18 protein-coding genes are annotated in these 19125 nt (G+C 34.7%); 9 read left to right on the top strand and 9 right to left on the bottom strand.

Annotated features, from left to right (window positions below; all coding sequences use genetic code 11):
- Positions 1 to 17 precede the first annotated feature (17 nt).
- Positions 18 to 2258: a TonB-dependent receptor gene (locus Q0783_RS13005; protein WP_298895795.1), complete on the top strand. Its 2241-nt coding sequence runs from the start codon at positions 18 to 20 to the stop codon at positions 2256 to 2258.
- Positions 2259 to 2266: 8 nt separating this feature from the next.
- A complete protein-coding gene (locus Q0783_RS13000; RefSeq protein WP_298760704.1) occupies positions 2267 to 2620 on the top strand; it encodes a cation transporter in 354 nt (117 codons plus the stop codon).
- Between the two features lie 33 nt (positions 2621 to 2653).
- On the opposite strand, the gene Q0783_RS12995 is transcribed toward Q0783_RS13000, so the two are convergent.
- The 9 genes from Q0783_RS12995 to miaB form a co-directional block, all read right to left on the bottom strand.
- Positions 2654 to 3292 (bottom strand): DUF6090 family protein, encoded by a 639-nt coding sequence (locus Q0783_RS12995; protein ID WP_298760702.1) that lies wholly within the window; start codon positions 3290 to 3292, stop codon positions 2654 to 2656.
- Positions 3293 to 3452: 160 nt separating this feature from the next.
- Positions 3453 to 5090 carry a chaperonin GroEL gene (gene groL / locus Q0783_RS12990; RefSeq protein ID WP_298760701.1) on the bottom strand — a complete coding sequence of 546 codons (1638 nt, stop codon included), beginning with the start codon at positions 5088 to 5090 and terminating at the stop codon, positions 3453 to 3455.
- A gap of 25 nt (positions 5091 to 5115) precedes the next feature.
- Positions 5116 to 5391 carry a co-chaperone GroES gene (groES, locus tag Q0783_RS12985; RefSeq protein WP_230936576.1) on the bottom strand — a complete coding sequence of 92 codons (276 nt, stop codon included), beginning with the start codon at positions 5389 to 5391 and terminating at the stop codon, positions 5116 to 5118.
- A gap of 148 nt (positions 5392 to 5539) precedes the next feature.
- Complete coding sequence (gene secG / locus Q0783_RS12980) at positions 5540 to 5896, bottom strand: preprotein translocase subunit SecG (RefSeq protein ID WP_230936575.1); 357 nt, start codon at positions 5894 to 5896, stop codon at positions 5540 to 5542.
- Between the two features lie 5 nt (positions 5897 to 5901).
- Positions 5902 to 6852: a hypothetical protein gene (locus Q0783_RS12975; RefSeq protein ID WP_298895793.1), complete on the bottom strand. Its 951-nt coding sequence runs from the start codon at positions 6850 to 6852 to the stop codon at positions 5902 to 5904.
- On the bottom strand, positions 6853 to 7353 hold the full coding sequence (locus tag Q0783_RS12970; RefSeq protein ID WP_298895791.1) for an LptE family protein: 501 nt from the start codon (positions 7351 to 7353) through the stop codon (positions 6853 to 6855).
- A gap of 3 nt (positions 7354 to 7356) precedes the next feature.
- Entirely contained in the window at positions 7357 to 7554 is a 198-nt protein-coding gene (locus tag Q0783_RS12965; RefSeq protein WP_298895789.1) for a hypothetical protein, read from the bottom strand.
- Positions 7555 to 7651: 97 nt separating this feature from the next.
- A complete protein-coding gene (locus tag Q0783_RS12960; protein WP_298895787.1) occupies positions 7652 to 8917 on the bottom strand; it encodes a sigma-54 dependent transcriptional regulator in 1266 nt (421 codons plus the stop codon).
- Positions 8918 to 8932: 15 nt separating this feature from the next.
- Complete coding sequence (gene miaB / locus Q0783_RS12955; RefSeq protein ID WP_298895785.1) at positions 8933 to 10366, bottom strand: tRNA (N6-isopentenyl adenosine(37)-C2)-methylthiotransferase MiaB; 1434 nt, start codon at positions 10364 to 10366, stop codon at positions 8933 to 8935.
- Positions 10367 to 10508: 142 nt separating this feature from the next.
- On the opposite strand from miaB, the gene Q0783_RS12950 reads away from it, so the two are divergent.
- From Q0783_RS12950 to gldL, 7 genes are all read left to right on the top strand, one after another.
- Positions 10509 to 11282 carry a hypothetical protein gene (locus Q0783_RS12950; RefSeq protein WP_298895783.1) on the top strand — a complete coding sequence of 258 codons (774 nt, stop codon included), beginning with the start codon at positions 10509 to 10511 and terminating at the stop codon, positions 11280 to 11282.
- A 45-nt stretch (positions 11283 to 11327) separates the two neighbouring features.
- On the top strand, positions 11328 to 11765 hold the full coding sequence (locus Q0783_RS12945; RefSeq protein WP_298760688.1) for a hypothetical protein: 438 nt from the start codon (positions 11328 to 11330) through the stop codon (positions 11763 to 11765).
- Between the two features lie 20 nt (positions 11766 to 11785).
- Entirely contained in the window at positions 11786 to 13003 is a 1218-nt protein-coding gene (locus Q0783_RS12940) for a hypothetical protein (RefSeq protein ID WP_298895779.1), read from the top strand.
- 163 nt (positions 13004 to 13166) lie between these two features.
- The gene (gene topA / locus Q0783_RS12935) at positions 13167 to 15671 is read left to right on the top strand and encodes a type I DNA topoisomerase (protein WP_298895776.1); all 2505 of its coding nucleotides are present in this window, start codon (positions 13167 to 13169) and stop codon (positions 15669 to 15671) included.
- 5 nt (positions 15672 to 15676) lie between these two features.
- On the top strand, positions 15677 to 16843 hold the full coding sequence (locus Q0783_RS12930; protein ID WP_298895774.1) for a formimidoylglutamase: 1167 nt from the start codon (positions 15677 to 15679) through the stop codon (positions 16841 to 16843).
- A 187-nt stretch (positions 16844 to 17030) separates the two neighbouring features.
- On the top strand, positions 17031 to 18404 hold the full coding sequence (gene gldK, locus Q0783_RS12925) for a gliding motility lipoprotein GldK (protein ID WP_298760680.1): 1374 nt from the start codon (positions 17031 to 17033) through the stop codon (positions 18402 to 18404).
- A gap of 82 nt (positions 18405 to 18486) precedes the next feature.
- Positions 18487 to 19122, top strand: coding sequence for a gliding motility protein GldL (gene gldL / locus Q0783_RS12920; RefSeq protein ID WP_230936562.1), 636 nt, complete (start codon positions 18487 to 18489; stop codon positions 19120 to 19122).
- Positions 19123 to 19125: the final 3 nt, after the last annotated feature.

Raw genomic sequence — 19125 nt, 5'->3', positions numbered from 1 at the left:
GATATCAAAACAAAATAATGAAACATTTTATATATATAATATTGTTGTTTCCTCTACTCTCACTTTCTCAAGATAAGATTGAAGGTGTGATTTTGGAAGCAAATACAAATAATGAGACCATACCATTGGCAGGTGCTAATGTGTTTTGGCTCGATACATCTGTTGGAGCAGTAACAGATATTGATGGAAAGTTTAGTTTGGCTTACCAATCTAGTTATACCAAGTTGGTGATTAGTTATGTTGGTTATACAACCGATACATTAACTGTTACATCACCTAAATATATTAAACACTATTTGAATCCCTCAAGTGAATTGGGAGAGATTACCGTTACTGGTAGAAAGCAAACAAGTGCAAAGTCGTACTTGAATGCGCAAAATATTACAACGGTAAGTAGTGCCGAGTTACTCAAGGCAGCCTGCTGTAACCTATCTGAAAGTTTTGAAACAAACCCTTCTATAGATGTTAATTTTTCTGATGCTGTTACTGGCACGCGTCAAATTAAAATGCTAGGCCTAACAAGTAAGTATATTTTAATTACGACTGAAAATATTCCATCAATACGAGGCGCTTCTCAGGCTTACGGATTGAGTTTTATCCCTGGAACATGGGTGGAAAGTATTCAAATCACTAAAGGTGCTGGGAGTGTCGTTAATGGTTTTGAAAGTATTGCAGGACAAATTAATGCCGAACTTCAAAAACCATCATCTGATGATAAGCTTTTTGTGAATCTTTATGGTTCTGTTAATGGTAGACTTGAGTTAAATACTCATATAAATACAAAGGTTAGTGATAAATGGAGCACAGGCTTATATCTACATGGTAATTTAAGAGATAAAACGTTTGATAAAAATGATGATGGGTTTTTGGATGTGCCACTTAAAAAGCAAATCAATGTGATGAATCGTTGGCAATATACCAATCCTGAAAAAGGGTTAGTGAGTTTTATCAATGTTCGCTATTTAAATGATAATAATCAAGCGGGACAAGTCAATTTTGATCCAGATACCGATCAATTGACTACTAATGCTTGGGGAAGTGAAATTGATACTGAACGCTTTGAGATCTCAACTAAGTTTGGTTATGTCAACCCAGAAGTACCTTGGCAAAGCCTTGGTGTACAATTAGCTTATAGTCATCATAGCCAAAACTCTTATTTTGGATTAAACACATATGATATTAATCATAATAGTGTCTATTCTAATGTGATTTACAATTCTATTATTAGTGATTCTAGACACAAAATAAAAACAGGTCTTGGGTTCACCTATGATCATTATGACGAGTTTGCTTTAAATACCGAGTTTGAACGCAGTGAGCGTTCAGCAGGTGCTTTCTTTGAGTATGCTTACGATGACTTAGATAAACTAACGTTAACTGCAGGTTTGCGGTTTGATACACATAACTTATTAGGTGAATTTATCACACCGCGTTTGCATGTGCGTTTTACACCTTGGGAGAAATCTGCCTTGAGAGCATCGATAGGTAGAGGGAAACGTAGCGCCAATATTTTTGCTGAAAATCAAAACATTTTTGCAACATCTCGTGCGATTAGTATTTTGAATACCGACGGAAATATTTACGGATTAGATCCTGAAATCGCATGGAATTATGGCATATCATATCTTCAAGGTTTTAATCTCTTCGGAAGAAAAGCAGATGTGATTTTAGATTTTTATAGAACCGATTTTAAAAATCAAGTCGTTGTTGATTGGGAAAATCCGCAACAAGTAAATTTCTATAATCTGGAAGGAGATAGTTATGCGAATAGTTTTCAAATTGAATTGAACTATAACGTATTTGAGCGTTTCGATTTTAGAACTGCTTACAAGTACTATGATGTTAAAACAGACTACGTAACTGGAAAATTGTCAAAACCATTAATTCCGAAGCATCGACTTTTTGCCAATGCATCGTATGAAACACATACAGAAGAAGATGAGTTTGCTAAATGGAAGTTTGATGTGACCTACAATTGGTTAAGTGAACAGCGTTTTGCATCAACGACATCAAATCCCGTTGAATTTCAGTTGCCAAGCGAATCACCAACCGTAGGGACATTAAACGCTCAAGTAACCAAAGTGTTTTCTCCCAAATTTGAAGTATATTTAGGTGGTGAAAATATCACTAATGTAAGACAAAGCAACCCAATTTTAGGTGCAGACGACCCTTTTGGACCAAATTTTGATACAACCTTTGTATATGGTCCAATTTTTGGAAGTATGTATTATGCAGGATTGCGATTTAAAATTAAATAACAATTAAAATGAAAAAAATAATAGTAGTACTAGCTATACTAGTCACAACAGTAACATTTGCACAAAATAAGAATGCTAAAGCTTCTCTAGAAGTAGATGGCGTATGTATGATGTGTAAAGAACGTATTGAAAAAGCAGCCATTAGAACCAAAGGTGTAAAATCTGCAATTTGGAATGTAAAAACACATGAGCTCAAATTAATTTTTGACGAGCGTAAAACCAATTTGGAAACGATAAGTAAGAAAGTTGCTTCTGTTGGTCACGATACTAAAACTATAAAAGCTACAGATGAAGCTTATAATTCGGTACACCCTTGTTGTAAGTATAGAGATAAAACTGTGGTCGATGATCATGACAATTAATAGTAAAAAGCCTGGATTTAATCTAGGCTTTTTTTATTTCAAAACTTTCAAAATACTATCACAGCTATTTATACCTCGTTGTGTAGCATCTCTTTTTATCATAAAAGAACCACGTACGCTCTGCATAATATTTTTTAGAAGTTTCTCATCAGTAAAAGGTGATTTGCCTTCTCGCATCAAATCGTAATCGGTATTGTATATAAAATAGCGTCCTAAATAGTCTTTATTAATGGCTTCTTGACGTTGATACGCTTTTTGGATGTCTTTGTATATAGAGTAGTGCTTTAATATATCTGATTTCAGTTTAAAATCATTCATTAGTTTTAAATCTCCCGAATTCACTAAGGTCTGATGTGTATAGTCTTTAGGGGTAAAGTTTGTCAGATTCGCTACATTGTATACACCTCTTAATTTGGTTGGTTTTTCAGAATCATTAGAACCAAGAACAGGAATAAGCGCGCCACAAAGTTCAATTTTCTCGTTAATTTTGATAAGATTGGCTTCTAATTGTATTTTATCGGCTTCTATATCTTGCTTAAGATTGTTGATGTATTGTGCTTTTTGAGCATTATTGGCATTATTCTCACCCCATTTACTCATTGCAAAAGCCAATGATATTCCAATAATTACAATGAGTATTTCGCCAAAGGCATAGATAAGCTTTTTTTTCATGATGGATTGGTTTTTCTTAAAGCTATGAAAATTTATTCAAAATAATAGCCCTTGATTCTCATCAAGGGCTATTTCTGTGTATAACTACCTATTTCAACAGTTACTTATTAAACTCACTTGGTAACTACATTTTGTACATGTGAGTAAGTTGTCTGCTCGACTACATCATACCTGGCATTCCGCCTCCCATTGGTGGCATTCCACCTCCAGCAGGAGCTTCTTCTTTAATATCTACTAAAGCACATTCAGTAGTTAAGATCATTCCAGAAACAGATGCCGCATTTTCTAATGCAATACGTGTTACTTTCTTAGGATCTATAATTCCAGCTTTAAGCATATCTACATACGTTTCAGTTTTTGCATCAAAACCAAAGTCTTTTTTACCTTCTAAAACTTTATTGATAACAACAGAGCCTTCACCTCCAGCATTTTCAACAATAGTTCTTAATGGAGATTCGATAGCCCTTGCAACAATTTGAATACCTGTAGTTTCATCAAGGTTTTCAGTAGTGATTTTTTCTAATACTTTTATAGCTCTTACCAAAGCAACACCACCACCAGCAACAATACCTTCTTCAACGGCAGCTCTTGTTGCATGTAATGCATCATCAACTCTGTCTTTCTTCTCTTTCATTTCTACTTCAGAAGCAGCTCCAACATATAAAACAGCAACACCTCCAGCCAGTTTAGCTAAACGTTCTTGTAATTTTTCTTTGTCGTAATCACTTGTAGTAGTTTCGATTTGAGCCTTAATTTGGTTCACTCTAGCTTTGATATCAGAAGACTTCCCAGAACCATTAACAATGGTTGTATTATCTTTATCTATCATTACAGATTCAGCAGTACCTAACATACTTAAATCGGCATTTTCAAGAGAGAAACCACGTTCTTCAGAAATCACTGTTCCTCCAGTTAATATAGCAATGTCTTCAAGCATAGCTTTACGACGATCACCAAATCCTGGTGCTTTTACAGCAGCAATTTTTAATCCGCCACGTAATTTATTCACTACTAATGTCGCTAAGGCCTGACCTTCTACATCTTCGGCAATAATCAATAGTGGACGACCAGATTGTGCAACAGGTTCTAGTATTGGCAAGATTTCCTGTAAGTTTGAAATTTTCTTATCAAATAATAAGATATATGGATTCTCTAGATCGGCAATCATTTTATCAGAATCTGTTACAAAGTAAGGTGAAAGGTAACCTCTATCAAACTGCATTCCTTCAACGACATCTACATAAGTATCTGTTCCTTTTGCTTCTTCTACAGTAATTACTCCTTCTTTACCAACTTTGTCAAACGCTTTAGCTATTAAATCACCAATAGTGTTATCGTTATTTGCAGAAATAGAAGCTACTTGTTTAATCATTTCTGAAGAGTTGCCAACTTTTTTAGATTGCTTGTCCAAGTCGTTTACAATAGCTTCAACCGCTTTATCTATACCACGTTTTAAATCCATTGGATTGGCGCCAGCAGCTACATTTTTCAATCCTTCTTTCACGATTGCTTGTGCTAGAACAGTGGCTGTTGTTGTACCGTCACCTGCAAGATCGTTGGTTTTAGAAGCGACTTCCTTTACCATTTGAGCTCCCATATTTTCAAGCTCATTCTCTAGTTCAATTTCTTTAGCTACAGAAACACCATCTTTTGTTACCTGTGGTGCTCCAAATGATCTACTAATAATCACATTACGACCTTTTGGTCCTAAAGTTACTTTTACTGCATTTGCTAATGCATCGACACCACGTTTCAATCCGTCACGTGCTTCAATATCAAATTTTATGTCTTTTGCCATTTTATTTTTAGTTTTTAAGTCTTAATTAAACAATTGCTAGGATATCACTTTCACGCATGATGATGTAATCTTTACCTTCTAACTTTAACTCTGTTCCAGCATACTTTCCGTAGAGAACAGTGTCACCAGATTTTACTGTCATAGGCTCATCTTTTGTACCTTTACCTACTGCGACAACCTTTCCTTTTTGTGGCTTTTCTTTAGCGTTGTCTGGAATAATAATCCCTGAAGCGGTTTTAGTTTCAGCCTGCATAGGCTCAATAAGAACTCTATCTGCTAATGGTTTAATGTTTATGCTCATGTTATGTAAGTTTTTTTAATTATTTGATTGTGATTAACGCTAAAGCGTTATGCGAAAAATGTGCCAATGAAATTTTACTGACAAAGTTGCAGAAATAAAAAATGCCAACTGTAATAGCTGGCATTTTATATATATGGTTTCTTTCTAATTAGCTTCCAGTAGAATCTGCCGGATTAGCAATATCGTCAGATGATGTACTAGGTGTTGATACAGGAGTTGTTGACTCAGTACCATTTTCAGTATTTATTTTAGAGTCTTCAGAACCGCCAGCACCAGGAATAGCAAAATTTGATGCTAGGATAAGTGCTAACAATAAGGTTGCTAAAGCCCAAGTACTCTTATCTAGAAAGTCTGTTGTTTTTTTAACACCTCCTAATTGTTGAGTACCACCTCCACCAAATGATGAAGATAATCCACCACCTTTTGGGTTTTGTACCATAACTACTACTACGAGTAAAAATGAAACTATAACGATTAGGATTAAAAATATAGTAAACGTATTCATTAGTTCTATGTATTATTTTCTTGTAATTCTTTTACTGCTTTAATTTGGTCTGCAAAGAAACCACTTTTTTCTGGATATTTCAAACTTAAAATTTTATAAGATTGAATCGCCTTTTCATAATTGTGTTGTTCAAGGTAAATTCGAGCTAAAGTCTCAGTCATAAGACCATCATGAGCGACTTTGTCACTAGTGTCAATATTGATTTTAGGTGTGTCTTTAGAAGGTACAATTTTAGGGTTGCTTTCTAGGAATTTATCTATAAGCTCAAATTTCTTGCTTACTATAACAGATTTGTCGTCTTTAGATTCTTGCTCTTTGTCTTCTGAAATTGGCTCATCTTCAGTGCGTTCTATAGGTTTGAAGCTCGTGATTTTTAACCACTCGGCAAACGAATGTGTTTCAGTTTTATCAAACTCTAAAGGTTTTCCTATTTGAAGTTTTTCTTTAGCCGTTTCTTCTATACGTTTGGCGTCAATATCGATAATCACTTGTTCAGGTGTATTATCTGGTAATGATAAAAAATGTGCCACCTCTTCAGGTTTTACCTTTTGTTCAAAAAGGTGAGGATCTAGAACGCCTTCAGTATTTTTAATATGTTCTTTTAAGGCATCATCGATAGTCACACTTTTATCTACCGAAATATCATCTATGTCATTTACGGTAATCTCTTTTAGATGCTCAGAATTTTGCTTGATGATCTGCGAGATCTCATTTTGGTTAAAGGCTTCAGAGGTGATATAATCAAACAAGATACTTCTGTCTGTGGTGTAGGCTGCAGTCGTTTTTAATTCTTGATTGTATTTGTAGCTTTCCTTACTTTTAAGTCCTTTCAAATATAAAGCTCTTGCAGATTGAAAGTAAGGATAAGTATTGGTAAGTGTATGCAATGCATCGGTTTGCGCAGTGGTAATATGTTGCGGATTTTGAAGTATGTATGTGAAATCTTTAATATTCATTTACCATTTAGCTAGTGTTGCATTAAAAATGTCTTGAGTTAAACGTTCAAAAATTTCTTCATGAGCCGTGTCTTTAAGGGTGCCTTGTAACAGTGAACTTCCATCATAATCGAAGAAGAATGAAAAGCGTTGTTCAAATTCTTCGTCTGGTTCGTTTTTATCAAATAGTCTAACATTTACTGTTACGGTTAATCTGTTCTGAGCAGCTGTACTATTGGCTTGAGCCGTTGTAGGAGAGATTCTATACTCAACAATTTCACCTTCGTATACTAAGTCGCCATTTGTAGTTGTTAAGTTTAAATTTGTTTGATTGACGATTAAATCCTGCAAAGCTAAGGTAAAGTCGCGATCAAAACCTGGTTCAATTTGATTGGCATTATTAATAAAATAATTGACTTGAAATGTTTCGGCTTTCAAGTCTTGAATACCTGTAAATGAATAAGGTCCGCAACTAAAAAGTAGCAGAGAGCATACTAAGGTTATATATTTAATGTGTTTCATTAATTAATACGTATTAGGACGCTTCATGGTTATAAAAGCGTAAATATAACCTGCGTTATCTGCAACATCAAAGTCTACGTTTATTAATCGGTAACCTTGATAGTGTTTCTCATTCACGAGATCTTCAGCTTCTTTTCTAATCGCTTCAGAACTGTTTCGTGCAAACGATTTTCGAATCATAAATATTTCTACTGCCTTCATTTGTGTTGTATCGTTTTCTTTTGTCAAATGTAAGCAACCACAATTAAAAAGAACAGGAGCTTTTATATTTTATTATGGTTGATGTCATAAACTTTTCTTAAAGATCGTATTGTTTTATTTTTCTATACAATGTGCGTTCACTTATACCAAGTTCGGCCGCTGCTAATTTGCGTTTACCTTGATGGCGTTCAAGTGACTTTTTGATAAGTTCTAACTCTTTGTCTTGTAAAGATAAGGTTTCTTCTTCTTCGATTTCCTCGGCAAAATGATATTTGTCTTGGTTTTTGTCTTCGGGATCAAAATGATCTTCAGTCTGTTCAGGAATGGCTAAAATCTCCATGTCCTCGAACTCCTCAGGACTTGTGTCTTTTTGAGGCTCGCCATATATCTTTTGAATCAATCCTTCGTTATCCTTTTGAACGTCTGAAGCATTGCCACTTTTCATAAGCTCCATGGTGAGTTTCTTAAGGTCGTTAAGATCACTTTTCATATCGAAAAGTACCTTGTAAAGAATTTCACGTTCGTTACTAAAATCACTTTCAGCTTTGGAGGTATTGATCACGGCTGGAAGGTTACTACTTCCACTAGGTAAATACCCTTGTAGAGTAGAAGCGCTAATCGTTCTGTTTTGTTCTAGTACCGAAATTTGTTCAGCTACATTTCGCAACTGACGAATATTCCCATTCCAGCGATGTTTTTGTAAAATACTCACAGCATCATCGGTTAATTTGATGGTTGGCATTTTATATTTTAAGGCAAAATCACTGGCGAACTTTCTAAAGAGTAAATGAATATCTTCCTTACGTTCACGAAGTGGCGGAATATTAATATCAACAGTACTTAGCCTGTAATACAAGTCTTCACGGAACTTCTCTTTTTTAATAGCCTCAAACATATTGACGTTTGTTGCTGCGACAATTCTGACATTGGTTTTTTGAACCTTACTAGAGCCTACTTTTATAAATTCTCCATTTTCAAGTACACGTAATAAACGCACTTGTGTGGTCAATGGTAACTCACCTACTTCATCTAAAAAAATAGTCCCGCCATCTGCTACTTCAAAGTAACCAGATCGTGTTGAGGTTGCTCCGGTAAAGGCACCTTTTTCGTGTCCAAATAATTCACTGTCTATAGTGCCTTCGGGAATAGCACCACAGTTTACTGCGATGTATTTACCATGTTTGCGATGAGACAATTGGTGTATGATCTTCGGAATACTTTCTTTTCCAACACCACTTTCACCAGTCACTAATACTGAAATATCAGTGGGTGCAACCTGTATCGCTTTTTCGATAGCTCGGTTAAGTTTTGGATCGTTTCCAATAATTCCGAAACGTTGTTTTATGGCTTGAATGGATTCCATTAATTTGTCTTATTTTTAATTCTCGATGGCTACACCTATTAGTGTTGCACTTGTACAATCTGTGACCTTCACTTTTACCAGATCTCCTATGTTATAGTGTTCTTTTGGAAAAACAGCGACAATATTTTGAGAGGTGCGTCCAGACCATTGCGCATCTGATTTTTTCGATTGACGCTCAATTAAAACCTCTACAATGCTATCTAGATATTCTTTAGTTCTAACTTCGCTATGTTCCCTTTGGCGTTGTACAATTTCTGCTAATCGACGTTTTTTTGTGTCTTCTGGAACATCATCTTCCATTTTGCGTTCGGCAAGTGTTCCTGGTCGTTCAGAATAGGTGAACATATAACCAAAATTATACTTCACATAGTCCATGAGACTTAAGGTGTCTTGATGGTCTTGTTCAGTTTCCGTAGGAAAACCAGCAATGAGGTCTTGACTAATTGCACAATTAGGGATAATACGTCTAATATTGTCAATGAGTTCAAAATATTCTTCGCGTGTATGCAAACGATTCATTTCTTTTAAAATACGATTGCTTCCGCTTTGAACAGGTAAGTGAATATGCTTACAAATATTATCAAACTTCGCCATGGTTTCAATTACGTCAAGTGTCAAATCTTGTGGATTAGACGTGGAAAAGCGAATACGCATTTTAGGTTGGGCTTTGGCACATAACTCTAATAATTGTGCAAAATTTACTGCTGTGGCCTTTTGTATATCACTCGCTTTGATAAAGTCTTTTTTGAGTCCACCGCCATACCATAAATAGCTATCTACATTTTGACCTAGAAGTGTAATTTCTTTGTAGCCTTTGTTCCATAAATCGTTCACTTCTTCAATAATACTTTGTGGGTCACGACTACGTTCACGACCACGTGTAAAAGGAACAACACAAAAGGTACACATGTTATCACAACCACGCGTAATAGAAACAAAAGCTGTCACGCCATTGGTATTGAGTCTTACTGGAGCAATGTCACCATAGGTCTCTTCCTTAGATAAAATAACATTAATTGCATCTCTACCTTCGTCTACTTCGGCTAAAAGATTCGGTAAGTCTTTATAGGCATCAGGACCAACAACAAGGTCTACAATTTTTTCTTCCTCTAAGAATTTTGTTTTGAGACGCTCTGCCATGCAACCTAAAACACCAACTTTCATTTTTGGATTAATGCGCTTTACAGCATTGTATTTTTCAAGACGTTTTCTTACCGTTTGCTCAGCCTTATCTCTAATAGAGCATGTATTGACTAGTACTAAATCAGCGTCTTCTAGGCTTTGTGTAGTGTTAAACCCTTGTTCGGAAAGTATAGAAGCTACAATTTCACTATCACTAAAATTCATAGCACAGCCATAACTTTCAATAAAAAGTTTACGTGTATTATTTACTTTAGGCTCTAAAATTAAGCGTTCTCCTTGTTTGCTTTCGTCTATTGTTTTCTCCATAAATCTCTGAAAGTATTGTACAGTCAATAAGCATGCAAAGATAGTATAAAATTAAGTAATATGACAAAGTGTCATAATCGAATTTCTTTTGTAGATGTGTTTTATTTCACGTAATTTGAAGCGTAATTTAAATCAACCAATAATGCGTTTATCTGAAATTCAACAACGAATATTAAGTGCTAAAGAGCTCGACTTTGGCCAAATTTTTAACGACAGTATAGAACTATTCAAAAAAGTATGGGTTCAAGGGCTTTTAATGTTTCTTATCCTGTTTGCTTTTATGATCCCTTTTATTTTTATCGTATATATCCCGTTAATAGTTTTAGGGATATCAGATTTTTCAAATCCGGGAGGCTATAATACTTTGGCGCCAATTGCTTTCTTAATTATGATTGTCGCTTATTTATTATTCGTATTCGCTATGATGGTTATTACCTTCGGACTAAAAGCTGGACTCTACAGGATCATGCGTCAAAAAGATCAAGGTATCGTTGATAAAGATGATTATTTTTTCTTTTTAAGAAAGCCTCATTTGAGCAAAACAATAACCCTTTCTTTAGCGACCTTTGGAATTAGTTTATTAGCAACTCTTTTATGCTTTTTTCCGGTGATATATGTTATGGTGCCTTTAAACTTATTAGTGGTGATCTATGCATTTAATCCTGAAATGTCAAGCTCTGATTTGATTAGGTTGAGTTTTGATTTGGGAAACAAAAAGTGGTTTATCACTTTTGGTTTAACTATAGTTGCTGGATTGTTAGCACAAATGGTTGGAGCTCTTATGTGTGGTATAGGTGTGCTGTTTACAGCGTCTTTCGCAGCCATACCACTGTATTTTATTTATAAAGAAGTTATAGGTTTTGACGGCTATGAAGAAGGCGGTCTTAAAAGAATTGGAGATAATCCAGAATTTTAACGCAACCTTTTACTGTTTTTTGCATCTAAAAAGAAATGTCTTTTTATGAAAACAGTAAAATGCCTAACTCTATGTATATGCTTTGCATTACTTTTAATGAATACACAATGTGATGAAGACGATTTCGTTCCCGAACCTTGTGATCAAGTTGCTGTAATTGATAATGGATTTTATCAATCTGCAGAATCAAATGTTTATACTTTGAATGGTGTTGAGCTAAATGGAGATTGTTTGACTATTTCTTTATCCGCCAGCGGATGTGATGGGAGTACTTGGAGCATGGTCTTAGTCGATTCTGGAGATGTTTCAGAGTCATTGCCAGAACAGCGATCATTAAAATTTGTGTTTTCTAATACTGAAACTTGCCTAGCTGTATTTGGTCAAGAACGTTCTTTTGATCTTAGACCATTACAAGTTGAAGGCAGTAATGAAATCATTCTAAATATTGAAGACTTTCCCGAACCGATAACCTATGCATATTAATTAATCAAAATATAGATCTAATGAAAAAACTAGTTTTTATTTTAGTTATTATCTTGTGTTGGTCATGTAATAATGATGATACACAATACGAAACAGTAACAATTGCAGTGCCACAAACCATGAGTAAAACAGCGTTTAGAGCATCAGTTGTAGTAGAAGCACCTAAGCCTATTTTAGATGTTGGGAAAATTTATGCTTATCAGAATTATATTTTCATCAATGAAAAGTTTAAAGGTGTTCATGTTATTGATAACAGTAATCCGTCCTCACCTCAAATGGTAGCTTTTATTAACATTCCTGGTAATGAAGATATTTCAATAAAAAATGATTACTTGTTTGCAGATAGTGCTGTAGATCTGGCTGTATTTGATATTTCCAATTTAAATGCAATTTCAGAAATTGAACGCTTGGAGGATGTTTTTAATGCTTATGATTATCAAATCCCGAATGACGTTTTATACGCCGATTATAGCAATTTTAATGAGGAAACTCAAGTGATTGTTGGTTGGGATTTAATTGAAGAGCGTAGAGAGCTTATAGATGAAGATATTATTACATTTGATGGTGCTGAAACATTTAACGACGTAGGTGTTGGTGGTTCATTGGCTCGATTTCAAATCGTTGACGATTACCTTTACACTGTAGAGCAGTTCGAAATGAATGTATTTAATATTGCTAATCTCGCTGAGCCTAACTTAGTACATTCTTATTATGCTGGCTGGAATATAGAAACGATGTTTCACGCTGATGGTTATTTATATTTAGGAGGAACTAATGGTATGTTTATTCATAGTATAGAAAATCCAGCAATTCCAGAGTTTATTTCTGAGTTTATACATTGGGAAGGTTGTGATCCGGTTGTTGTAGACGGTGATTATGCTTATCTCACTTTAAGAGGCGGTAATGCTTGTGGTCTACAAGAGAGTGTGCTAGAAGTTATTGATGTTAGTGATAAATATAACCCGACTTTAGTGGCACAACATATTTTGGATAATCCTTATGGTTTAGGTTTTAAGAATCAAAATTTATTTGTGTGTGATGGCTCATCTGGATTAAAAGTTTTTGATAAGACCAATCCTTTAGACCTGCAAATCGTAAATACGTTTGCCAATGTGCAGGCGACAGATGTTATTCCGTTACAGGATAAATTATTAATGATTTCTGATAATGCGCTCTATCAATATGAGTATGGTACAGAAAACTCTATAGAATTAATTAGCACATTTATTTTAAATTAAAAATGTCAATTGATATCATAAAGAAGCCTGAAAAATTCAGGCTTTTTTTATAGAAGAACAATAGATAAAAACCACTTTTTTTAGATAAAATACAATCGAAGTTCACTAAAATTAGGAAGATAACTTTTTTTTCACATACATTTGTAGCCTCAAAAATTGATATATGCCGAAGAATTTAGTCATTGTAGAGTCACCTGCAAAAGCCAAAACCATAGAGAAATTTCTTGGAAAAGATTTCAAAGTAGAATCTAGTTTTGGTCATATTGCCGATTTACCGTCAAAAGAATTAGGAGTTGACGTTGAAGGGGATTTTAAACCTAAATATCAAGTTTCTAAAGATAAAAAAGACGTTGTCAAAAAACTTAAGGATTTAGCGAAAAAGGCTGAAATGGTCTGGCTAGCAAGTGATGAAGATCGTGAAGGAGAAGCTATTGCTTGGCACTTGGCTGAAACTTTAGGTCTTGATAAAGCAAAGACAAAACGAATCGTTTTTCATGAAATCACAAAGTCTGCCATAAAAAAAGCTATCGAAAACCCTAGAGGGATTGATTATGATTTGGTAGATGCGCAACAAGCACGTCGTGTTTTAGATAGAATTGTTGGTTACGAATTATCTCCAGTATTATGGAGAAAGGTAAAAGGAGGCTTGTCTGCTGGTCGTGTTCAATCGGTTTCAGTAAGATTAATTGTTGAACGAGAACGTGAGATTACAAATTTCACACCAAAAGCTTCCTATCGAATCGATGCCGAGTTTTCAAACGAAGATGGACAAACATTTAAAGCAAAGCTTCCTAAGAATTTTTCATCTAAAGAAGAGGCATATACATTTCTAGAATCTAACGCAAACGCAAGTTTTAAGGTTTCAGATTTAGAGAAGAAACCTGCTAAAAAATCACCAGCGGCACCATTTACAACCTCTACATTACAACAAGAAGCATCAAGAAAATTAGGATTTTCTGTAAGCCGAACGATGAGTAATGCTCAGCGTTTGTATGAAGCAGGTTTGATTACTTACATGAGAACAGATAGTGTTAACTTATCTGATGAAGCTCGTAAAGGCGCGCAAGCAGAAATTGAAGATGCGTATGGTTCAAAATTTAGTGAACCTAGAAATTATAAAGGAAAATCTAAAGGTGCTCAAGAAGCTCACGAAGCAATTAGACCAACAGATTTTAAAAGGCATTCGGCAGATGTAGAAAGAGATCAAGCGCGTTTATATGATTTAATATGGAAGCGTGCTATTGCATCTCAAATGAGTGATGCGCAATTAGAACGTACAAATGTGAAAATTGAAGCCTCTACACACAATGAAACATTTACGGCGAATGGAGAAGTTATCATGTTTGAAGGGTTTTTAAAAGTATATCTTGAAGGAACAGATGATGAAGATATCGAGCAAGAAGGAATGTTGCCAGCGATGAAAGTGAATGAGACATTATTAAACAGCTATATTACTGCAACCGAACGTTTCTCTCGTGCTCCATATAGATATACAGAAGCCTCTTTAGTAAAACAACTTGAAGAGTTGGGTATTGGAAGACCATCTACATATGCGCCAACAATTTCTACAATTCAAAATAGAAATTACGTTGAAAAAGGATCTAATGAAGGTGTTGAGCGTGAGTACTCTCAATTATTGCTTCAGCAAGGTGCTGTAAAAGATAAAACACTTACAGAAAAGGTGAACAGTGACAAAGGCAAATTAGTCCCAACAGATATTGGTATGATTGTTACTGATTTTCTAGTCAATCACTTCGGAAGTATTTTAGATTATAACTTCACTGCCAAAGTTGAGGCTGATTTTGATGAAATTGCTGAAGGGAAAGAAGACTGGACTAAAATGATGAAAGAGTTCTATAAGAGTTTTCATCCTAGAGTAGAAGATGTTCAAGAAAATGCCGAACGTGAATCTGGTGAGCGTGTTTTAGGAACAGATCCAAAATCAGGAAAGCAAGTTAGCGTACGTCTAGGTAAGTTTGGACCAATGGTTCAAATAGGAACTGTAGATGATGAAGAGAAACCGCAATTTGCTAGTTTAGCTCCAGATCAACAATTAACGACCATTACCTATGATGAGGCTATGGAGTTGTTTAAGTTGCCAAAAGAACTAGGAACTTACGAAGGCGAAATTGTTGAAGTTAATAATGGTCGATTTGGACCCTATGTTAAGTTTGGTAAAAAGTTTGTCTCACTTCCAAAAGGAATGAATCCTTTAGATGTTGAAATGGATCTAGCTATTGAACTTATAAAAGAAAAACAAAAGGCAGACGCTCCTATATATATGTATCAGGATTTACCAGTTCAAAAAGGTAAAGGTCGTTTTGGTCCATTTATTAAATGGAACAATATGTTTATCAATGTCAATAAAAAGTACGATTGGGATAATTTATCAGATAGTGATATCGTAGAATTGATTGAAGATAAAATTCAAAAAGAAAAAGATAAGTTAATCCATCATTGGGAAGCAGAAGGAATTCGTGTAGAAAAAGCAAGATGGGGAAGACACAATATTATTAAAGGTAAAATAAAAGTAGAGTTACCTAAGACAGTTGATGTTTCAGAAATGACCTTAGAAGAAGCTCAAGCACATATTGAGAAAAAGGCGCCAAAGAAAAAAGCAACAGCTAAAAAGAAAACCACCAAGAAAAAAACAACTACTAAAAAATAGCACAAATGAATTTTAATTTTTTGTCTCCTGTTTCAGATACAGTATTAGCTCATAACGAACTATTGTCTGAACAAGCGCTGGGCAAAAAAATAAAAATTCATTCTTCACAACAAGGTATTCCAGATTTAGATGGCGTCAAATTAGCGATTATTGGCGTTAAAGAAAATCGCAATGATGTAAACTATATGGGCGAAGAATTAAATTTCGATGCCATTAGAACATCTTTATATGCATTGTTTCCAGGTAATTGGCATACTGCGATTGCCGATTTAGGTGATATACCAGCAGGCGCTACCGTTGAAGACACCTATTATGCAGTTCGTACAATTATTTCTGTTTTAATTGAAAACAAAGTGATACCTATTATTATAGGAGGTAGTCAAGATTTGACCTATGCAAACTATCGTGCATACGATACCATGTCTCCAATGATCAACATCGTGAATGTTGATAGTAATTTTGATTTAGGTGATGCTTCCGTTGAAATGAAGAATAATAGTTTTCTTGGTAAAGTTATCTTAGAACAACCATACAATTTATTTAATTACTCAGTTGTAGGATATCAAACCTATTTTAATTCACAGGAGGAAATCGATTTAATGGAGAAACTCTATTTTGAGGCTTATCGATTAGGAGATGTGACGCATAATATAAATATGGTAGAACCTGTAATGCGAGATGCACATATTGTGACTATGGATTTAAAATCGGTAAGAGCAGCTGAAGTAGGGACAAAGCAAAAATTTTCTCCTAATGGTTTCAACGGAAAAGAGATTTGTGCTATAGCAAGATATGCAGGTATAAGTAATAAGGTGTCGTCGTTTGGAATTTATGAATATAAGCCATCGAATGAATTGGAAGCAACACCAATGCTTATGTCGCAAATGATTTGGTATTTCATCGAAGGTGTTAATTGTAGAATAAATGATGACGATTTTGATAACGAAGCTAATCATCAGAAGTACAATGTATTGATTGAAGATGAAGAATTAATTTTCTATAAAAGTATCAAAACGGGTCGTTGGTGGATAGAAATACCTTTTTTGCCAAATGTTAATAATAAATTAAAAAAGCATACGTTATTACCTTGCACACATGAAGATTATATAGAGGCAAGTCACGGTAAAATACCAGAAAGATGGTATAAAGCGTATAAAAAGAACAGTTTTTAGTATATTTACCTTTTGTTAATTAACAAATTTTTAATCGATGAAATGTTAACTTTTCGGGATTAAGTGCAAAAAATATTGAAAAAAAATTGGTTTTTACAAAATATATAAATATGTTTACTGCCTTAAAATAATTAAGAACACTATTTAACACATAATTACAACTAAAATAATTTAACCTCGAGTTTCTATGAATATTAAGAAGTTTGCTTTATTAACTGCCGTTTTAGCCCTAATGGTTAGTAGTTGTAACTCTGGTGACAGAGGACAACTTGTAGGCGTTAAAGGAAAGAAATGGCACCCAGAAAAGCCTTATGGTATGGTACTTGTTCCAGGTGGAGCATTTATAATGGGTAAGTCAGATGACGATTTAGCTGGAGTACAAGACGCTCCTACAAGAACAGTCACAGTGAGAGCCTTTTACATGGACGAAACAGAAATCACAAATAGTGAGTATCGTCAATTTGTAGAATGGGTAAGAGATTCTACTCTTAGAACAAAACTGGCAATACTAGCCGATGAAATTGGTGAGACTCCAGGTAATGGAGGTATTGGTGAATTTGCATTTAAAGATTCAGATCCAGAAAACATGTCAGTTTATGAAAAGTATATGTACAATAACTATAGTGGTTTAGGTCCAACAGGTTATGAAGGTAGAAAATTAAACAGCGATGTTGATTTAATTTTTGATACAGCCGATTATCCAGATGAATACTATGCTGAGGTTATGGATACAATGTACTTACCAATCGAAGAATCATATAATGGTCAACGTACTTGGGATGTGAAAAAATTCAAGTTCCAGTATAAATATATGGACATTGAAAAAGCTGCGAAAAACAGAAATCTTGAACGTAAGGATGTTATCATCACTGAAGAAGTAGAAGTGTATCCAGATACAACTGCTTGGATTAGAGATTTCTCTTATTCATACAATGAACCAATGCACAATGATTATTTCTGGCATGATGCTTATGGAGATTATCCTGTAGTAGGTGTATCTTGGAAACAAGCTAATGCGTTTTGTCAATGGAGAACATTGTACCACAACAGTTATAGAAAATCTAAAGGAAGACATTTCGTAAATAAATATAGATTACCTTCTGAAGCAGAATGGGAATATGCTGCAAGAGGTGGTTTACAAGGAGCTACATTCCCTTGGGGAGGTCCTTATGCTAAAAACGACAGAGGTTGTTTTATGGCTAACTTCAAACCATTGCGAGGTGACTACGCTGCAGATCAAGCATTGTATACTGTAGAAGCAGATGCATACGAGCCAAATGATTTCAACTTATACAACATGGCTGGTAATGTTTCAGAATGGGTACAAGGATCTTATGAGGCATCTTCATATGAATATATGGCATCGTTTAATCCAACTGTAAATGACGCTAGTAACGAACGTAAAGTCGTTCGTGGAGGTTCATGGAAAGATGTGGCTTACTTCTTACAAGTAAGTTCAAGAGATTACGAATATGCAGATTCTGCAAGAAGCTACATTGGATTTAGAACTGTTCAAGATTATATGGGAACAGAAGTAACTAAAAATGCAGCTACCAACTAAAATTTAAAATAATTAACTCAACTAAATATTTATTAATCTACTTAAGTTAACTATCGACTTAAACTAAAAAAAAAACAAAATTATGGCACAGAAAGGAAACATCACACTCACTAACATGGTCTATGGACTAGGAGCAGCAATCGTAATTGTTGGAGCTTTATTTAAAATTCAGCACTGGCCTTTTGGATCTGAAATTTTAACTGTTGGTATGATTGTAGAAGCCTTGGTATTTACATATTCAGCATTCGAAAGACAACAATCAGAATTAGATTGGTCTCTAGTATATCCAGAATTAGCTGGAGGAATGGGATCTGCTAAAAAAGCAAAGAAAGAAGAACCTAAAGATGCTGAAGGATTACTATCTAAAAAATTAGACAACTTATTAAAAGAAGCTAAAATTGATGGTGAATTAATGGCAAGCTTAGGGTCTAGTATAAAGAACTTTGAAGGTGCTGCCAAGGGAATTAGCCCTACGGTTGATGCAATGAATGCACAAAAGAAGTACAGCGAAGAAATGTCTTTAGCTGCTGCTCAAATGGAATCATTAAATAGCCTTTACAAAGTACAAATGGAAAGTGCTAATCGTCAAGCTGCAATTAATGAAGAAGCTGTAGAAAATGCGACTAAATTAAAAGAGCAAATGCAATCTCTAGCATCTAACTTATCATCATTAAATGGTGTTTACGGAGGAATGTTATCTGCGATGAACAAAAACTAATTG

The sequence above is a fragment of the uncultured Psychroserpens sp. genome (genome assembly GCF_947500255.1).
Classification (GTDB): Bacteria; Bacteroidota; Bacteroidia; order Flavobacteriales; family Flavobacteriaceae; genus Psychroserpens.
This window is presented reverse-complemented; position numbering and strand designations above follow the sequence as displayed.

Coding starts and splice junctions, on each gene's coding strand:
- Q0783_RS12940 (WP_298895779.1), top strand. CDS start 11,786: ATGAAAAAACTAGTTTTTATTTTAGTTATTATCTTGTGTTGGTCATGT.
- miaB (WP_298895785.1), bottom strand. CDS start 10,366: ATGGAGAAAACAATAGACGAAAGCAAACAAGGAGAACGCTTAATTTTA.
- gldL (WP_230936562.1), top strand. CDS start 18,487: ATGGCACAGAAAGGAAACATCACACTCACTAACATGGTCTATGGACTA.
- topA (WP_298895776.1), top strand. CDS start 13,167: ATGCCGAAGAATTTAGTCATTGTAGAGTCACCTGCAAAAGCCAAAACC.
- Q0783_RS12960 (WP_298895787.1), bottom strand. CDS start 8,917: ATGGAATCCATTCAAGCCATAAAACAACGTTTCGGAATTATTGGAAAC.
- groL (WP_298760701.1), bottom strand. CDS start 5,090: ATGGCAAAAGACATAAAATTTGATATTGAAGCACGTGACGGATTGAAA.
- Q0783_RS12965 (WP_298895789.1), bottom strand. CDS start 7,554: ATGAAGGCAGTAGAAATATTTATGATTCGAAAATCGTTTGCACGAAAC.
- Q0783_RS12930 (WP_298895774.1), top strand. CDS start 15,677: ATGAATTTTAATTTTTTGTCTCCTGTTTCAGATACAGTATTAGCTCAT.
- Q0783_RS12950 (WP_298895783.1), top strand. CDS start 10,509: ATGCGTTTATCTGAAATTCAACAACGAATATTAAGTGCTAAAGAGCTC.
- Q0783_RS12945 (WP_298760688.1), top strand. CDS start 11,328: ATGAAAACAGTAAAATGCCTAACTCTATGTATATGCTTTGCATTACTT.
- Q0783_RS12970 (WP_298895791.1), bottom strand. CDS start 7,353: ATGAAACACATTAAATATATAACCTTAGTATGCTCTCTGCTACTTTTT.
- secG (WP_230936575.1), bottom strand. CDS start 5,896: ATGAATACGTTTACTATATTTTTAATCCTAATCGTTATAGTTTCATTT.
- groES (WP_230936576.1), bottom strand. CDS start 5,391: ATGAGCATAAACATTAAACCATTAGCAGATAGAGTTCTTATTGAGCCT.
- Q0783_RS12995 (WP_298760702.1), bottom strand. CDS start 3,292: ATGAAAAAAAAGCTTATCTATGCCTTTGGCGAAATACTCATTGTAATT.
- Q0783_RS13005 (WP_298895795.1), top strand. CDS start 18: ATGAAACATTTTATATATATAATATTGTTGTTTCCTCTACTCTCACTT.
- Q0783_RS12975 (WP_298895793.1), bottom strand. CDS start 6,852: ATGAATATTAAAGATTTCACATACATACTTCAAAATCCGCAACATATT.
- gldK (WP_298760680.1), top strand. CDS start 17,031: ATGAATATTAAGAAGTTTGCTTTATTAACTGCCGTTTTAGCCCTAATG.
- Q0783_RS13000 (WP_298760704.1), top strand. CDS start 2,267: ATGAAAAAAATAATAGTAGTACTAGCTATACTAGTCACAACAGTAACA.